Raw genomic sequence first — 16,933 nt, forward strand, 5'->3', positions numbered from 1 at the left:
CGACGTAGGCTTGCCGCATGACCGCGATCGACACCCCGTACGAGGACCTGCTGCGCGACGTGCTCGAGAACGGGACCCACAAGGGCGACCGGACCGGCACGGGGACGCGCAGCGTCTTCGGGCGGCAGATCCGGTACGACCTGGCCAAGGGCTTCCCGCTGATCACGACCAAGAAGGTGCATCTGAAGTCGGTCGTGTACGAGCTGCTGTGGTTCCTCCGTGGCGACTCCAACGTGCGGTGGCTGCAGGAGCGCGGGGTCAAGATCTGGGACGACTGGGCCGACGAGTCGGGCGAGCTCGGGCCGGTCTACGGTGTCCAGTGGCGCTCCTGGCCCACGCCCGACGGCGGGCACGTGGACCAGATCGCGAAGGTGGTCGAGCAGATCCGCACCAACCCGGACTCGCGGCGGCACGTCGTGACGGCGTGGAACCCCGCCGAGGTGGACGACATGGCGCTGCCGCCGTGCCACGCCCTGTTCCAGTTCTACGTCGCGGACGGCAAGCTCAGCTGCCAGCTCTACCAGCGGTCGGCCGACCTGTTCCTCGGCGTGCCGTTCAACATCGCCTCCTACGCGCTGCTCACGCACATGGTCGCGGCGCAGGCAGGCCTCGAGGTCGGCGAGTTCGTCTGGACCGGTGGCGACTGCCACATCTACGACAACCACGTGGAGCAGGTGCGCACCCAGCTCGAACGGGACCCGTACCCGTACCCCTCGCTGCGGCTGGCACCGCGGGAGTCGATCTTCGACTACGAGTTCGTGGACGTCGAGGTGCTGGGCTACGTCTCGCACCCCACGATCAAGGCACCGATCGCAGTCTGATGATCGGACTCATCTGGGGACAGGCACGCGACGGCGGCGGACGGCCGGTGATCGGCGCCGGCGGCGACATCCCGTGGCGCGTGCCCGAGGACTTCGCCCACTTCAAGCGCATCACCGCGGGCCATCCGGTGGTGATGGGACGGCTCACCTGGGAGTCGCTGCCGAAGCGTCCGCTGCCCGGCCGCACCAACGTCGTCGTCTCGTCGCGCGGCCTGGACAGCGTGGCGGACGCGGACGCCGTGCCGGCCGCGACCATCGGCGAGGCGCTCGAGATCGCGGCGAACGCGCCCGGCGGGGACGAGATCTGGATCATGGGCGGCGCACAGATCTACAGCGAGATGCTGCCTGTCGCCGACGTGCTCGAGGTGTCCGAGATCAACAAGGAGGTCGAGGGCGACGTCTTCGCGCCCGAGATCGGCCCCGAGTGGGCGGTCACCGCGTCGACCGAGTGGACGACGTCGTCGTCCGGCCTCCGGTTCCGGCACCTGACCTACACCCGCACCTGACGGACCCGCGCCACGGCGAAGTCGGCCAGGTCGGCGGCGTCGACGGCGGAGAGCCGCCGGTCGGCGACCGCGGCGACCAGGTCGACGTCGATGGACGTCCCCGCCTCGATCCGGCGCGTCGTGTCCCAGGCGAGGGCCGGTCCGGCTCCGATGTAGTCGGTGACCCGGACGAACCAGGGGTCCACCCTGTCTGGCTGCATGGCGGGCTGCACGAGGAGGAGCGTCGTCCACGCGTCACCCGTGCGCCGCGCGACGGCGATCCACGGCGAGCGGGAGCCGTGCGCCCGCGCCTCGGAGTCGGCGTCCGCCGTGAGCACGACGCTCTCGTCGGCGAACGGGAGGCGCCAGAAGATCCCGCCGTAGCCGGCCCCCGGCCGGCCGCTCGTCGCCGGGCTGGCGATCACCACGTCCGAGTCGGTGGCGCGCAGGCTGCTCGACCAGCCGAGGGCCCAGGCCCCCACCTCCGGGAGCAGCACCCCCGTGAGCCGGCGCCGCTCGACCAGCTGCTCCCAGCCGCGCTCGTCCGTCCAGCTGACCTGACCGGCCAGCGTGGCTCCGCCGTCGACCACCTCGTCCGAGACGGTGCGCTGCCTGCCGTGGTTGGAGAGCAGCGTCGGGCCCTGACCCCTGACGAACGTCCGGCCGCCCCAGTAGGTGGTGCCGTTCACGTCCGCCACCGCCATCGAGACGCCGTAGTGGTGCCGATGATCGGTCGGCGCCGTCTGGGCCATCGCCACACCCTCGAGCGAGTGCAAGGGGTGCAGGTGAGGGCGCGGGCTGTGCACGCCGGGCATGGTCTCGCCGTCGGCGTAGCGGGCCAGCGGCTGGTCGTCCGCGGTGAGGGCCCAGCCGTCACTGGTGGCCGACCAGGTGGCGCGCCCGCCCGAACGGACGGTCCGCGCCCGGCCCGCCCGGTCGGACGACGTCGTCGGGAGCCGCCGCGCAGGGGGCACAGGCCCCGTGCTCGACCGCACGACGAGGCCCGGCATGACCGGCCGGCTCCGGGCGGGAACAGGCCTGTCCCCGCCCTGCGCCGCACTGCCGCGAGCCACGACGATCTGGTGCAGGAGCCCCCAGGCCCGCCTGCCGAGCTCCGCCTGCGGCACCGCCGCCGTCGTCAGGGACGGCGTCGCGTAGTGCGCGAGCTCGATGTCGTCGAAACCCGCTATCGAGATGTCCCCCGGGACGTCGACCCCCGTCTCGTTGAGGCGCGCGAGCAGGCCGAACGCGACGAGGTCGTTGAACGCCACGACCCCCGTCGCCCCGCTCCGGAGCACCTCGTCGGCGACCCGGTAGCCGTCGTCGACCGTCGAGCCGCAGGGCACAGTGGTGACGCGGAGGCTGTGGTGGCGCTCGCGGGCCTCCTCGAGTGCGCGGACGCGCAGCGCGTGCGACGCGCTGGCGCGTGGGCCGGCGGCGTAGGCGAGGTCGAGGTGCCCCAGCGAGACCAGGTGGTCGACGATGCTGTGCACCCCCGCGCCGTAGTCGACGCGGACCGCCGGTACGTCCAGGCCCGGGACGTCGCGGTTGATCAGGACCACCGGCTCGACCTGGGGCAGCAGCTCGCGCAGGACGTTCTCCGGGCTGCGCGGCGCGGCGAGGATCAGGGCGTCGCAGCGCCGCCGGGCCTCGAGGGCGATCTCGGCCTCGGTCTCGGCGTGCTCGGCGGTCTCGGCGACCAGGAACCGGAAGCCGAACGGCTCGGCCGCGGCGATGGCCCCGCGCAGGATCTGCTGGAACATCGGGTTCGCGAGGTCCGGTACGACGAGCGCGACGGTGTTCGTCCGGCCGAGGGAGAGGCCGCGCGCCAGGTTGCTGGGGTGGTACTGCAGGTCGGCGGCCGCGGCGCGCACGCGCTCGGCGATGTCCGCGGCGACCGACGACTGGCCGTTCATGACGCGCGAGACGGTCGCGCGTGACACGCCGGCGGCCGTGGCCACCTGCGCGATGGTGACGCCGTTCCGCGCGGCCCGGGCCATCAGGCGTCCTTTCCGGCGACGGTGACCCGGACCGGGCCGAACAGCGCGCCGCCGCGCTCCGCGGCGGGCGTGCCCGGCGGGGCGGCGGCGAAGAGGCCGACCTCCGCGCCGATCCAGTGCCCGGCCACCGCTGTCCACGTCGGCCCGAGGTCCTGCCAGGCTCCTGTGCCGAGGGCGCACCACGAGAACGATGCGGTGCCCGAGTCGTCGATCGCGAGCCGCACGTCGAGGGTGTCGCCGGGCGCCGGGGCCTGGGCCAGCGATTCCTCGACGGCCGCCGCCCCTGCCGGGGTGCTGCGCCGGAGCGCGACGTCGACACCGGTCGGCGTGCGGACCAGGCCGAACCAGGCGTACTCCCGGCCGAGCAGCACCAGCCCGCCCCGGACACCCGGCGAGTCGCCCTGGAGCGTCACCCGGGTCGTCCACGTGCTCGGCCGGCCGGGGAGCTGCTGGCACAGGACCGCGCCGTGCTCCCGGAGGTCGCCGCGGGCCGTGACCTGTGCCCGGAGGCGCAGCGCGCCGTCGCCGGACGCCTCGACCCAGCCGGGTTGCGGGTTCGCCTGCCAGTGCCAGCGCACCGCCGGCCCGGGGATGGTGAAGTCGTCACTGCGGACGGGCTCGCGCCGCCCGTCGCCCCCCGCCGGCACCGGCTCCGCAGCCGGCACCGGCAGGGGATGCACGGCGACGGGCCGGCCGCGGCCGTGCCCCAGGGGCTCACCGATCTGGGGCCACCCGTCCACCCAGCGCATCGGCTGCAGGTGCACCACGCGGCCGAAGACGCCGCGGTCCTGGAAGTGCAGGAACCAGTCGGACCCGTCCGGCGCGTCCACCCATGCGCCCTGGTGCGGGCCGTTGACCGGCGTGGTGTCCTGCTCGAGCACCACCCGGTGCTCGTACGGGCCCCACACGGAGCGGGACCGGAAGACGGTCTGCCATCCGGTCGCCACGCCGCCCGCCGGGGCGAAGATCCAGTACCAGCCGTCCCGCTTGTACAGCTTCGGGCCCTCCAGGGTCCGGAAGCCGGGCAGCTCCTCGCCGTCGACGACGGTGCGCGGGCCCCCGACCACCTGCCGCAGGCCCGGGTCGACCTCGACCACGGTCAGCCGGTTCTTGATCCCGGCGCGGCTGCCGGCCCAGCCGTGCACGAGGTACGCCTGGCCGTCGTCGTCCCACAGCGGGCACGGGTCGATCAGGCCCCGGCCCGGCAGCAGGCACCACGGCTCGGACCACGGACCGCGGGGGTCGGTGGCCGTGAGCACGTAGATGCCGTGGTCCGGGTCGGGGTACACGATCACGAAGCGTCCGTCGTGGTGCCGCAGGCTCGGCGCCCAGACGCCCGAGCCGCGGCGGGGGAGCGCGTAGTGGTCGACGGGTGGGACGTGCGGCAGTGCGTTGGCGACGTGTTCCCAGGTCACGAGGTCCCGTGAGTGCAGGACCGGGAGCCCCGGAGCCCGGTTGAAGCTCGACGCGACCAGCCAGAAGTCGTCGCCGACCCGGATCGCGTCCGGGTCGGGCCAGTCGGCGTCGAGGACCGGGTTCGAGTAGAGCGCCATCGCCTGCCTTTCGTCCGTCACATCGTCGTGAAACGCGAGAAACCGATTCTTGGTTCGTTTCTCGCGGTGCGGTGGGGGTCACCCTAGCAACCGGTTTCCCGCTCGCGGTAGGTGCGCACCCGATCGGAGACGAGCGAGGCAAAAGGGGCCTTGCGGACCGTCGGGGTCGTCGGGTACGGTCCCGGAAACCGGTTGCTGTATGGATTCACAATCGGGCGTGGCTCAACGGCGAGCGGGAGGCATACCAATGGTGGTAGCGACGAGGACCGTGAGGACGCGGGGATGACCGCGGCGACCACCGAGGCGCCGGGGCCGCCCCAGGTGAGCCCGGGCACCGACCGTCAGCGGGAGCGCCGTCGTCCGCGCGGCGCACTCCTGCGGCACCGGACGCTCTACCTGATGGCGGTGCCGGGCATCGTCTACTTCCTGGTGTTCAAGTACGCCCCGATGGGCGGGCTGGTCATCGCGTTCCAGGACTACATGCCGTTCCTCGGTATCGGCGGCAGCCCCTGGGTGGGTCTCGACCACTTCGTGCGGCTGTTCACCGAGGACACCTTCGTGCTGCTGCTGCGCAACACGCTGGTGATCTCCCTCATGCTGCTGGTCTTTGCCTTCCCGGTGCCGATAGTCCTGGCGCTGCTGCTCAACGAGCTGCGGGGCAGGTACTTCAAGCGCAGCGTGCAGTCGGTCATCTACCTGCCCCACTTCCTGTCGTGGGTGATCGTCGCCTCGATCTTCTACGTGCTGCTGTCCACGGACGGCGGCAGCATCAACAACCTGATCGTCGACGCCGGCGGCGAACCCGTCCCGTTCCTCACCGACCCCGACTGGCTCCGGCCGCTCTACATCGGCCAGGAGATCTGGAAGGGCGCGGGCTGGGGCACGATCGTCTACCTCGCGGCGATCACCGCGGTGGACACCCAGCTCTACGAGGCGGCGGAGCTCGACGGCGCAGGCCGGCTGCGCCAGTCCTGGCACATCACGCTGCCCGCGATCCGGCCGACGATCATCGTCATGTTCATCCTGGCCATCGGCGACTTCCTGGAGCTCGGCTTCGAGCACATGTTCCTGGTGATGAACTCCCTGAACCGCGAGGTGGGCGAGATCTTCGACACCTACGTGTACACGACGGGCATCCAGAACGGGCAGCTCAGCTACGCGGCCGCCGTCGGACTCTTCAAGGGCCTCGTCGGCCTGCTGCTCGTGATCATGGCCAACCGGCTCGCCAAGCGCTTCGGCGAAGAGGGCGTCTACTGATGCGCCCCGTCGGCACCCACCGGGCAGCGAAGGGAGGTGCACGGTGTTCTCGTTCGAAGGCTTCGTACGGATCAACACGTTCCTGACCGGCGTGTACCGCGTCGCGTTCCTCAACCTGCTCTGGCTGACGACGACGCTCCTCGGCCTCGGCGTGCTCGGCGTCGGCCCGGCGTCGTACGCGCTGGCGAAGTACCTCGACCGGTGGCTGCGCGCCGGCGAGACCCCGCCGCCCGCCCGCGTCTTCTGGCGGTACGCCAGGGAGCGGGCCGGGAGATCGATGGTCGTCTCGTGGATCCTGCTGGCGGCCGGCGGCGTCATCGTCACCAACGTCTTCCTGGTGGAGAGCTGGTACGTCCAGGTCCTCAACGTCGGCGCGCTGGTGGTGCTCGCGATCACCGCGGCCTACGTCTACCCGGTCCTGGCCGCGACGGACCTTGCCACGATCCCGCGGCAGCTCGGCGGGGCGCTGATGATCGGCCTCGGCTCGCTGCACTGGACGATCCTCGGCGCGACGGTCGTCGGGGCCACCTGGTGGGTGCTGTGGCAGTTCGCGCTGCCGCTGCTCGTCCTGTTCGGGATGGGCATCCCGGCGTACGCCGTCGCCCTCGTCACCCGTGCCGTGTTCCGCGGCCTGACGGCGGAACCGGCCATCGACCCGGCCACGGACACCGACGGAGAGGCGGAACCGGCGAGACCGCGAGCCGTCGCATCTCGGTAGCTCTACCCGCCCGCCCGCAACGTCGCGGACGGGTGACGACCTCACACCACTGAAGGGACAGCTCATGAACTCACGAAGGAACGGCACGGCGGTCGCGTCGGCGACGGTGCTCGCGCTCACGCTCGCCGCCTGCGGCGGCGGGTCCGGCGACGGCGACGCCGCCGCGGACGGACCGGTGACCTGGATGGCGATGCTGCACACCCCGACGACGCCGGAGAAGGACGGTGTCATCGAGAAGGCGCTCGAGGAGCACACGGGCACCGAGTTCGACGTGCAGTGGGTACCCGACGCCTCGAAGGAGGAGAAGATGAACGCCGCCCTCGCCTCCGGCGAGCTGGCCGACATCGTCTCGCTCACGCAGAGCGACAGCACCACCGTCCGGACGGCGCTCACCTCCGGCATGTTCTGGGATGTCGAGGACTACCTCGCGGACTTCCCGAACCTGTCCCAGATCGACCCCGTGACCCTCGACTCCGCCCGGATCGACGGCGAGCTCTACGGCGTGCCGTTCCAGAAGATCAAGGCCCGCTACGGCGTCGTCGTCCGGCAGGACTGGCTGGACAACCTCGGTCTCGAGGTGCCCCACACGATCGAGGACCTCACGAAGGTGGCGCACGCCTTCGCCCACGACGACCCCGACGGCAACGGCAAGGACGACACGACCGGGTTCTACGACCGCGAGGAGAGCTTCAAGGTCGGCTTCCGCTCCCTGACCGGGTACTTCGGCGCGGGCAGCCAGTTCGAGGTGACCGACGACGGGCAGGTCGTGCCGACCTTCACCACCGACGCCTACAAGGACGCCATGGAGTGGTACCGCGGCGTGTACGAGGACGGCGGCGTGAACCAGGAGTTCGTCACCGTCCAGAAGCAGAACCAGCAGGACGGCATCGCGCAGGGCAAGGGCGGCATCGTCGTCACGGGTCTGTTCGAGGCGAAGAACTACCTCGCCCTCGCCGAGAGCGCTGACCCCGAGACCCCGATGGAGTGGGCGCTGGTCAACGACATCACCTATGAGGACGTGCCCCGTCGCATCCTCACGGACACGGGTGGCGGCATGGGTGGCTGGCTCGCCATCCCGAAGTCCGAGGTGGAGTCGGAGGAGGAACTGACGAAGGTGCTCGGGTTCATCGACAAGCTGATGGACGAGGAGGCGTTCGGCCTCATGACCAACGGCGTCGAGGGCACCCACTACGAGGTCGACGGCGAAGGCGTCGTCACGGTCACCGACCAGACCGCGTGGGAGCAGGAGGTCCAGCCCTACGCGTCCTCCCGTCCGTCCGAGAAGGTCGTCACGTACAAGAGCACCACGCCGTACGTGGACGAGGGCAACGAGCTCATGGCGGAGAACGAGGAGTACGTCATCACCAACCCGGCCCAGTCGCTCACGTCCGAGACGTACGACAGCCGGTGGTCGACCATCGAGCAGCAGGTCACCGACTCCTACAACCAGTACATCACCGGGGCCATCGAGATGGCCGACTTCGAGGCGACGATCGAGAGCCTGCGCGGCCAGGGGCTCGACCAGATCATCGAGGAGTTCACGGCGGCGTACGCCGAGGTGAACGGCTGATGACGGTGCACGCCGGCCCTGAAGCTCCGGAAGCAGGTGGTCTCCTGGAGACCGCAGCACTCCAGGCCGAGATCGACGCCGCCGCACAGGCCGGTGGCGGCACCGTGGTCGTCCGGTCCGGCGTGCACCGCACGGGCGCGCTGCGCCTGCGCAGCCATGTGGAGCTGCACCTCGAGGCGGGCGCCCGGCTGGAGTTCGTGCCCGACCCCGACCTGTACCCGCCGGTCGAGGCACGCTGGGAGGGGGCGCCCAGCCTGATCCATTCGCCGTGCCTCTACGCCGGCGGCGAGACCGACGTCGCGATCACCGGGCTCGGCACGATCGACGGTCAGGGACAGCGCTGGTGGGACACGTTCCGCGACGACCGGGAGGCTCTGGCGTACCCGCGCCCGACCCTGATCGGGCTGCACGGGTGCGAACGCGTGACCATCCGGGACGTGTCGCTGCGCGACTCGCCGGCCTGGACGGTGCACCCGCTGCTCTGCCAGGACGTCAGCGTCACGGGGGTGCGGATCACCAACCCGCCCGACTCGCCGAACACCGACGGCATCAACCCGGAGTCGTGCCGGAACGTCCGGATCAGCGACTGCCACATCGACGTCGGCGACGACTGCATCACCATCAAGTCGGGCACCGAGAGCTCGCCGGAGCGGGTCCCGTGCGAGAACATCACGATCACGGGCTGCACGATGGTGCACGGGCACGGCGGCGTCGTCATCGGCAGCGAGATGAGCGGGGGCGTACGCAACGTCGTCATCACCGGCTGCGTCTTCCAGGGCACCGACCGGGGGATCCGGATCAAGTCCCGGCGAGGCCGGGGCGGCACGGTCGAAGACATCCGGGTGACCAACCTCGTCATGACCGACGTCATGTGCCCGATCGTCGTCAACCCGCACTACTTCTGCGGCCCGGACGGCGACGAGCCGCGCGTCGGCGACCGGAGCGCGCACCCGGTCGACGACTCCACGCCGGTCTTCCGCCGCATCCACCTCGCGCACATCACCGCGCGCGGGGTGCACGCGGCGGCCGGGCATATCTTCGGACTGCCCGAGCAGCCCCTGACGGAGCTCACCCTCGACGACATCGCCGTCTCGTTCGCCGCCGACGCCGTCCCGGGCCGACCCGCGATGGCGGACGGCGTGGACCTCATGGTGCGGCAGGGGTTCCACCTCGGGAACGTCGCGGACTCGGACCTCAGCCGGGTCCGGGTCGACGGCGCCGACGGTCCCGCCTTCCACGTCGAGGACAGCCCGACGCTGCGCCGCGAGGAGGTGGGGTCCGATGGCGACGGCGACTGAGCGGGTCGCGGCTCCGGCGGAACCTGCCCTGCGGCGCACCGTGGAGGTCTGGTCGGCAGTGGCCGGCATGGCCCTGTCCACGGTGTTCCTCGACGCGTTCACGGTGGTGATGAACCGGCTCGACCGGGCGGAGTTCGCCGCCACCCTGTACCCCGAGATGCAGCGAATCGGCCTGGACCTGACGGCGAGCGGCGTCGCCGGCGATCCCTACGACGCCGCGCGGACCCTCGCCGCCTGGTTCGGCTTCACGCTCATGGTGGTACTCCTGCTCGGGATCACGGGGATCTTCGTGGCCAGACGCCGGCCGGGGCGACGCAGCACCGGGTGGTTCTTCGCGACCGCAGGCCTGGTCTGCCTGGTGGGCAGCCAGCTCGTCCTCTACCCGGTCGCCTTCCTGTTCTTCGCCGGCGCGGGGCTGTTCGCGCTGCGGCGGCCCGATCGACGGCCCGACCGAGGGCCCGACCCTGGGAGTACACGATGAACCCGACAGACACCGCACCCCGGGTGCCCCTGGAGCGGCTGGTCGGCCGCACGCCCGGCTTCCGACGTCCGACACCTGCGGTGCGGGCATTCCGCATCGTCAACGTGGTGGTGCTCGGCGGGTTCGCCGCGCTCTGCCTGCTGCCGTTCCTCAACGTCCTCGGCAGCTCGTTCGCGACGCCGGGTGAGCTCGCGACGCGCAGCTTCGTCGTCATCCCCGAGACGTTCACGCTCGACGCGTACCGCTACATCCTGTCGACGTCGACCATCTTCCGGGCGCTCGGTGTCTCCGTGTTCGTCACGGCGATGGGGACCTTCGTGAGCCTGCTGCTCACGTCGTTCATGGCGTACGCGCTCTCGAAGCCTTACCTGCGCGGGCGGCGGGTGATCAACTTCCTCGTCATCTTCACGATGCTGTTCAGCGGCGGCATGATCCCGACGTTCATCGTGGTGCAGAACCTGGGGCTCATCGACTCGCTGTGGGCGCTGATCCTGCCCGTGGCCATCAACGCGTTCAACTTCGTCATCATGCGCAGCTTCTTCCAGGCGATCCCGGACAGCCTCGAGGAGGCGGCCCGCATCGACGGCTGCTCCGACCTCGGGGTGTTCCTGCGCATCGTGCTACCGCTGTCGCTCGCCTCGATCGCGACGATCGGCCTGTTCTACGCCGTCGGCTACTGGAACACCTACCAGAACGCGATCCTGTACATCAACGACTCCGAGAAGTGGCCCATCCAGGTCCTGCTGCGTCAGATCGTCATCGTCGCGAGCGGCATGAACGCGGACGCCTCGGTGGTCGACGTCGTGCCGCCGGCCCAGTCCGTGAAGATGGCGGTGATCGTCGTGGCGACGCTGCCGATGCTCCTGGTCTACCCGTTCATCCAGCGGTACTTCGTGAAGGGGGCGCTGATCGGTTCGGTCAAGGGCTGACGGAGTGGTCAGCTGGGGATGGCGGCGCGATAGGCCGCGTGGAAGTTCCACGCGTGGTCAGCGGTCTCGCCGAACACCTGGGACTGCACGGTCAGGGTGCCGTCCGGTGCCCACGCGAGGCGGGTCCGCCAGGTCGTGAGGTTGTCGCCGAGCAGCGAGCAGCGCACGTCCAAGGTGTCGGGGCTGGTCCAACCGGCAGTGACGACGGCGGGCTGGTCGTCGACGACGGTCCGTACCGGACGGTCGAACCGCAGCTCGACGTCCCAGCCGGTTGCGGTCCGGCCGTCGGCGCTGGTCAGCCGACCGCCGCCGGTGTCCAGTGAGAGCACGAGTTCGGCAGGGCCGGGGCCGTCGACGACGTTCGCGTAGCGCTCAGCGACGGGCTGTGCATGTGCTGGGTCATGACGAGGCGCGGGCCAGGGCAGCTCGACGGCGGTGCCGTGCGCGCCGCTGAGGCCACGGCCGGCGTCGAGCGCTTCGACCAGCGGGTCGATCAGCAGGTCGAGCACGTCGTCGATGAACCGGTCGCCGCTCGGGCAGGCCTGGAAGTCCGCGGTGACCACAACCGCGAGGCCCCGGGCGGGGTTGCCGTAGACGAGCTGGCCGCCGAGCCCGAACATGAGCCACCATCCCGGACGTGGGAGCCAGAGCTGGTAGCCGTAGCCGCCACGCAGTGCGGCGGCGGAGTTCTGCAGTGCGGTGTCCGCCTGCGGGCTCGTGGCATCCCGGAGGTAGTCGGCAGGCAGCAGACGGACGCCGTCGTGCACGCCGTCGTCGAGCAGGAGGTGCGCCAGCCGCAGCAGGTCGCGCGGGGTGCAGATCAGCCCCGAGCCGCCGTGGGCGATGCCCTCCGGCCCGGTGAGGAACCGCAGGTCAGGGCTGATGCCCAGCGGGTCGAACAGCCGGGGGCGCAGGAAGTCGGGGAGCGAGGCGCCCGTAAGGCGTTCCACCAGTGCGGCGAGCGTGTACGAGGCGCTCGTGTCGTAGGTGAAGACCGTGCCCGGCGGATGTGTTGGCGGCACGCGAAAGTAGGACTCCAGCCAGCCGTCGTCCGTGCGCTTGTACGTGGTGGACCGGTGCGGGCCGCGCATGGCGAGCATGTGCCGGATCGTCGTCGCCTCGAGCCACGGATGCACCGGGCCCATCTCGGGGAAGTGCTTCGTCACGGGGTCGTCGAGGCTCAGCAACCCCTCGTCCGCGAGCAGCCCGATGGCCAGGCCCGTGACCGTCTTGGACACCGAGTACATCCGCTGCGGCGTGTCCAGGTCGATCGGCTCGCTCACGGCGTGCGCGACGGTCTCGCCGCGGACGCTCACCTGGACGGTGTGCAGGGCGATGCCGAGCGCATGCGCCCGGCGGCCGAGCGCGGCGATCAGGTCGCCGACGAAGATGTCCGGCACGCGTACCTCCTCAGGGCGAACCCAGGTTCGCGGAGTGTGTTGCGCAGCGTAGACGTTGTCTACCGTGCGCAACACACCCCGCGGACGTACTAGTTCTCCGGCTGGCTCGACCGTCCTGGCGGAGCCGCGTTCTGCGGTCAGACCAGGTCGCGGACGGCGGCGTACTGCTCGCGGATCGCCGGCTTCGGGTCGGCGTCGAGCGTCGTGGCGATCGTCGTGGACCACGCCGGGGCAGCGGCCTCCGGATCGCCCGCGGCCGCAAGGGTCCAGGCGGCCTGGCGCGCGGCGCCGTCGGCCACGTACTCGCCCGGCTCGGGGATACCGATCGGCAGCCCGAAGACCTGCGGCGCGATCTGCTGCACGGCCGGCGACTGCGCCGCGCCGCCGATCAGCATCACGCGGTCCACCGAGACGCCCTGCGCGCGCAGCGCGTCGAGGCCGTCGGCGAGCCCGCAGAGCATGCCCTCGATGTAGGCGCGGGCGAGGTGCGCGCGGGTCGACGTCGCGAGGCGGATGCCGTGCAGGGTGCCCGTCGCGTCGGGGCGGTTGGGCGTGCGCTCGCCCTCCAGGTACGGCACGAGCACCAGTCCGTCCGAACCGGGCGGGGCCTGCAGCGCGAGCTCGGCGAGGCCGTCGAAGTCGACGTCGAGCACCTCGCGGGCGGCGTCCAGCACACGCGCCGCGTTGAGCGTGACGGCGAGCATGAGGGCGTTGCCCGTCGCGTCCGCGAAGCCGTTGATCGCGCCCGACCCGTCGGCGGTGCGCTTCGGCGCGACGGCGGAGACGACCCCTGAGGTACCGATCGAGATGGCGATGTCGCCGGACGTCATGCCGAGCCCGAGGGACGCGCCCGCGTTGTCGCCGGCGCCGGGCCCGATGAGACAACCGGTCCCTGAGCCAGTCGAAGGGTCGACCGCTGAGCCCGCGACGGACGGGTGCGCGACGGCGCCCGCCTCGGCCACGCCGACCACGCGCGGCAGCACGACGTCGGTCCGCCCGAGGCCGCGTTCGAGCAGGTCGAGGCGGTACTCGCCGACGGCGGCGTCGTAGTACCCGGTGCCCGACGCGTCCGACCGGTCGGTGAACAGCTTGTCCAGCTGCGGGCCCAGCGGGGCCGTGGGGTCGTCGGCGGGCCCGTAGCCCGCGATGCGCCAGGACAGCCAGTCGTGGGGGAGCGCCACCGCGGCGACGCGCGCCGCGTTCTCCGGCTCGTTGTCGTGCAGCCAGCGCAGCTTGGTGACGGTGAGGGAGGCGACGAGCACCGAGCCGACGGCGTCGGCCCACGCCTGGGCGCCCGTCTCGCGGCTGCCCTCGCCCAGCTCGGTGATCAGGGCCTCGGCCGACGGCGCGGAACGGTTGTCGTTCCAGAGCAGCGCGGGCCGGATGACGTTGCCGTCGGCGTCGAGCACGACCATGCCGTGCTGCTGACCGCCCACGGAGAGCGCTGCGACGTCGGCCAGGCCGCCCGCCGCGGCGGCGGCCTCCTGGAAGGCGTCCCACCAGTGCCGCGGGTCCACCTCCGTGCCGTCCGGGTGCTTGGCGGAACCGGTGCGGACCAGCGCTCCGGTCTCGGCGTCGCGCACGACGATCTTGCAGGACTGCGTGGACGTGTCCACGCCGGCGACGAGGGGCATCGATGCTCCAGGAAGAGAATGAAGGGGAAGGGACGCGGCTGGCCACGCTACCGCGTCGAGTTCGCAGGCTGAACGTCGCCGCAGAACCTCGCGGACGTGTCAGACGTACAGGTCACTCGAGTGACCTGTACGTCTGACACGTGGCTGAGGTTCTGACAGTTCAGGCGCGCGGGGAGGTCAGCCGATCAGGTGCTTCAGCGCCAGCTGGTGGAGGCGGACCAGGCCGTAGTCCTTCTCGGCCAGGGCGTCGACGTCGGGGTCGGCCTCGGCGAGGAACGAGTCGAACGTCTCGCCCTCGGCGAGGGTCGACTGGCCCAGCTCGAAGATCCCCGCGTGCTCGAACGCGGCCTGTACCTCGGAGTCGGCACGGTATGCGGCGGCCTTGGCCGCGAGCATGTCGTAGGTCTCCATGTTGGCCTTGGCCGACTCCCACACGCCGTCGAGGTACTCGGTGCGCGACGGCTTGTAGTCGAAGTGGCGCGGGCCCTCGTAGCGCGGGCCGCCGTTGGGGAACCCGTTCTCCAGCAGGTCGACCGTGAAGAACGCGGACAGCAGGTCGCCGTGACCGAACACGAGGTCCTGGTCGTAGCGCGGCCCGTGCTGGCCGTTCAGGTCGATGTGGAACAGCTTGCCCAGGTGTAGCGCCAGGGCGATGCCGTGGGTGTAGTTGAGGCCGGCCATCTGCTCGTGGCCGGTCTCCGGGTTGAGGCCCACGATGTCGCCGTTGTCGAGCGAGTCGATCAGCGCGATGGCGTGACCGATCGTCGGCAGGAAGATGTCGCCGCGCGGCTCGTTGGGCTTGGGCTCCAGGGCGATCTTGAGCCCGTAGCCCTTCTCCTTGATGTAGGAGCCGACGGTGTCGATGCCCTCGGCGTAGCGCGCGTGCGCGGCGTTGAGGTCCTTCGAGTTGTCGTACTCGGTGCCCTCGCGGCCACCCCACATGACGAACGTGGAGGCGCCCATGTCGGCGGCCAGGTCCACGTTGCGCAGCACCTTGCGCAGGCCGAAGCGGCGCACGTCGCGGTTGTTGGAGGTGAACGCGCCGTCCTTGAAGACGGGGTGCGTGAACGTGTTGGTCGTGACCATCTCGCAGACCATGCCCGTGTCCGAGGCGGCCTGCTTGACGGAGTCGATGTGCTTCTGGCGGGCGGAGTCGTCCGAACCGAAGGGGTAGACGTCGTTGTCGTGGAACGTGAAGCCCCAGGCACCGAGGTCGGCGAGCTTGCGGACGGACTCGGCGGGGTCGAGGTCGGGGCGGGTCGCCGTGCCGAACGGGTCGGCGCCAGGCCAGCCGACGGTCCACAGGCCGAACGAGTACTTGATGTCGCTCACGGAGGTCTCCTCATCGAGGCGGCCCCGGTATGCGGCGCCGCATTTGTTGTACGGATGAACTATTGCGCGAGGTTCGGCTACAGTCAAGGCGTGACCACCGCCGGGACCGCACGCGAGAGCACCACGTGGACGGGCCCTGGCGCGGCCCGGCAGCACACCCTGCGCGAACGCAATCTCGAGCTGGTCGCGCGCGCCGTGTTCGAGGTCTCCGAACCGCTATCGCGCGCCGGCGTCGCCGCCGCGACCGGCCTGGCCCGGGCGACCGTGTCGACGCTCGTCGACCAGCTGGTAGCCGCCGGGCTCGTGCGGGAGCTGCCCGCGGTGACCGGCGGGAGAGCCGGCCGACCCGCGGTCCCGCTCGTCCCGGCACCCCGTTCCGTCGTCGGCCTCGGGCTCGAGGTGAACGTGGACTACCTCGGCGCGCGCGTGCTCGATCTCACCGGGGAAGTCGTGGCGGAGCAGGTGATTCCCGGCGCCTTCCACGACAGCGACCCGACGGAGGTGCTCGGCCGCCTCGGCAGGCTCGCTCGCGAGGTGTCCGACGGCGTCGCGGCGTCCGGCATGACCGTCGCCGGGGCCCGCCTGGCGCTCCCCGGCCTGGTCGACCCGCGTACCGGGCTCCTCGAGGTGGCACCCAACCTCGGCTGGTCCACGCTCGACCCGGTCCCGCTGCTGGGGCTCGGCGACCTCGAAGTCCGCATCGCCAACGAGGCCAAGCTCGCGGCGCTCGCCGAGCTGGCCGGCGGCTCCGACGTCGCGGCACCCGACTCCTTCATCTTCGTCTCGGGCGACGTCGGCATCGGCGCGGCCATCGTCGTCGACCGCGCGCTGTTCCTGGGGGAGCGCGGGTGGAACGGCGAGATCGGGCACGTCGTCGTCGACCCGGCCGGGCCCCGCTGCTCGTGCGGCGCGTTCGGCTGCCTGGAGCAGTACGCGGGCAAGGAGGCGATGATGCGCGCGGCGGGCCTGCCGCCGGACTCCCCGCTGGACGCGCTCCTCGCCCGGCTGACCCGGGACGGCGCGGGCCCCGCCGTGTCGGGCAGCGCCATGGCCACGCTGCCGGCCGGGCGGGCGCTCGGCTCCGCCCTCGCCGACTTCGTCAACCTGCTCGACGTCTCCACCATCGTGCTGGGCGGCGCCTACACCGAGCTGCTGCCCTGGCTCCGGGCCGACGTCGAGGAGGTGCTCGCCGACCGGGTGCTCGCCGCGCCGTTCGTCGACCTGGACGTCCGCGCCGCGCAGGCCGGGCCGCAGGCGGCGCTCACGGGCGGCGCACGCGAGGTGCTGCAGGCGGTGCTCGCCGACCCGGCGGCCTGGGTCTGACACCGTCGGTCGAGCTCGTCGATCGGGGCCACCGCAAAGATGTGCGCCTGGGCAGACTCGAACTGCCGACACCCGCTTTAGGAGAGCGGTGCTCTATCCACTGAGCTACAGGCGCTCGCGCCTCTCCGTACG

General features: G+C 71.3%; 14 protein-coding genes and 1 tRNA gene. 9 read left to right on the plus strand and 6 right to left on the minus strand.

The features are described 5' to 3' along the window. Window positions 1-17: 17 nt before the first annotated feature. A complete protein-coding gene (locus ACFO6V_RS24210) occupies window positions 18-821 on the plus strand; it encodes a thymidylate synthase (protein WP_377140529.1) in 804 nt (267 codons plus the stop codon). After that, complete coding sequence (locus ACFO6V_RS24215) at window positions 821-1,327, plus strand: dihydrofolate reductase (protein ID WP_377140532.1); 507 nt, start codon at window positions 821-823, stop codon at window positions 1,325-1,327. The genes ACFO6V_RS24210 and ACFO6V_RS24215 overlap by 1 nt, the downstream gene beginning before the upstream one ends. On the opposite strand, the gene ACFO6V_RS24220 is transcribed toward ACFO6V_RS24215, so the two are convergent. Then, the gene (locus ACFO6V_RS24220; protein WP_377140534.1) at window positions 1,312-3,306 is read right to left on the minus strand and encodes a DUF6807 family protein; all 1,995 of its coding nucleotides are present in this window, start codon (window positions 3,304-3,306) and stop codon (window positions 1,312-1,314) included. The two genes, ACFO6V_RS24215 and ACFO6V_RS24220, sit on opposite strands and share 16 nt — an antisense overlap. Next, window positions 3,306-4,880, minus strand: a complete 1,575-nt coding sequence (locus ACFO6V_RS24225; RefSeq protein ID WP_377140536.1) for a glycoside hydrolase family 43 protein — start codon at window positions 4,878-4,880, stop codon at window positions 3,306-3,308. The genes ACFO6V_RS24220 and ACFO6V_RS24225 overlap by 1 nt, the downstream gene beginning before the upstream one ends. A 261-nt stretch (window positions 4,881-5,141) precedes the next feature. Between ACFO6V_RS24225 and ACFO6V_RS24230 the strand changes: the two genes are divergently transcribed. The 6 genes from ACFO6V_RS24230 to ACFO6V_RS24255 all read left to right on the plus strand — a co-directional run bounded on the left by ACFO6V_RS24230 (window position 5,142) and on the right by ACFO6V_RS24255 (window position 11,112). After that, the gene (locus ACFO6V_RS24230; protein WP_377140538.1) at window positions 5,142-6,116 is read left to right on the plus strand and encodes an ABC transporter permease; all 975 of its coding nucleotides are present in this window, start codon (window positions 5,142-5,144) and stop codon (window positions 6,114-6,116) included. A 43-nt stretch (window positions 6,117-6,159) separates the two neighbouring features. Next, a complete protein-coding gene (locus ACFO6V_RS24235) occupies window positions 6,160-6,834 on the plus strand; it encodes a YesL family protein (RefSeq protein WP_377140541.1) in 675 nt (224 codons plus the stop codon). Window positions 6,835-6,898: 64 nt separating this feature from the next. Next, window positions 6,899-8,404: an extracellular solute-binding protein gene (locus ACFO6V_RS24240; RefSeq protein WP_377140543.1), complete on the plus strand. Its 1,506-nt coding sequence runs from the start codon at window positions 6,899-6,901 to the stop codon at window positions 8,402-8,404. Then, window positions 8,404-9,702, plus strand: a complete 1,299-nt coding sequence (locus ACFO6V_RS24245) for a glycoside hydrolase family 28 protein (protein ID WP_377140546.1) — start codon at window positions 8,404-8,406, stop codon at window positions 9,700-9,702. The genes ACFO6V_RS24240 and ACFO6V_RS24245 overlap by 1 nt, the downstream gene beginning before the upstream one ends. Continuing rightward, window positions 9,686-10,183, plus strand: coding sequence for a hypothetical protein (locus tag ACFO6V_RS24250; protein ID WP_377140549.1), 498 nt, complete (start codon window positions 9,686-9,688; stop codon window positions 10,181-10,183). The genes ACFO6V_RS24245 and ACFO6V_RS24250 overlap by 17 nt, the downstream gene beginning before the upstream one ends. Continuing rightward, a complete protein-coding gene (locus ACFO6V_RS24255; protein WP_377140551.1) occupies window positions 10,180-11,112 on the plus strand; it encodes a carbohydrate ABC transporter permease in 933 nt (310 codons plus the stop codon). Before ACFO6V_RS24250 ends, ACFO6V_RS24255 begins: the two co-directional genes overlap by 4 nt. Window positions 11,113-11,120: 8 nt before the next feature. On the opposite strand, the gene ACFO6V_RS24260 is transcribed toward ACFO6V_RS24255, so the two are convergent. The 3 genes from ACFO6V_RS24260 to xylA all read right to left on the minus strand — a co-directional run bounded on the left by ACFO6V_RS24260 (window position 11,121) and on the right by xylA (window position 15,478). After that, a complete protein-coding gene (locus ACFO6V_RS24260; RefSeq protein ID WP_377140554.1) occupies window positions 11,121-12,512 on the minus strand; it encodes a serine hydrolase domain-containing protein in 1,392 nt (463 codons plus the stop codon). A gap of 137 nt (window positions 12,513-12,649) precedes the next feature. Continuing rightward, window positions 12,650-14,146 (minus strand): xylulokinase, encoded by a 1,497-nt coding sequence (locus tag ACFO6V_RS24265; RefSeq protein ID WP_377140556.1) that lies wholly within the window; start codon window positions 14,144-14,146, stop codon window positions 12,650-12,652. A gap of 177 nt (window positions 14,147-14,323) precedes the next feature. Further along, entirely contained in the window at window positions 14,324-15,478 is a 1,155-nt protein-coding gene (gene xylA, locus ACFO6V_RS24270; protein WP_377140558.1) for a xylose isomerase, read from the minus strand. Between the two features lie 90 nt (window positions 15,479-15,568). Between xylA and ACFO6V_RS24275 the strand changes: the two genes are divergently transcribed. Beyond that, window positions 15,569-16,801, plus strand: a complete 1,233-nt coding sequence (locus tag ACFO6V_RS24275) for an ROK family transcriptional regulator (RefSeq protein WP_377140561.1) — start codon at window positions 15,569-15,571, stop codon at window positions 16,799-16,801. 42 nt (window positions 16,802-16,843) lie between these two features. On the opposite strand, the gene ACFO6V_RS24280 is transcribed toward ACFO6V_RS24275, so the two are convergent. Continuing rightward, a tRNA-Arg gene (locus tag ACFO6V_RS24280) sits at window positions 16,844-16,916 on the minus strand. Window positions 16,917-16,933 lie beyond the last annotated feature (17 nt).

It is taken from the genome of Promicromonospora alba, from assembly GCF_042654905.1.
GTDB lineage: Bacteria > Actinomycetota > Actinomycetes > Actinomycetales > Cellulomonadaceae > Promicromonospora > Promicromonospora alba.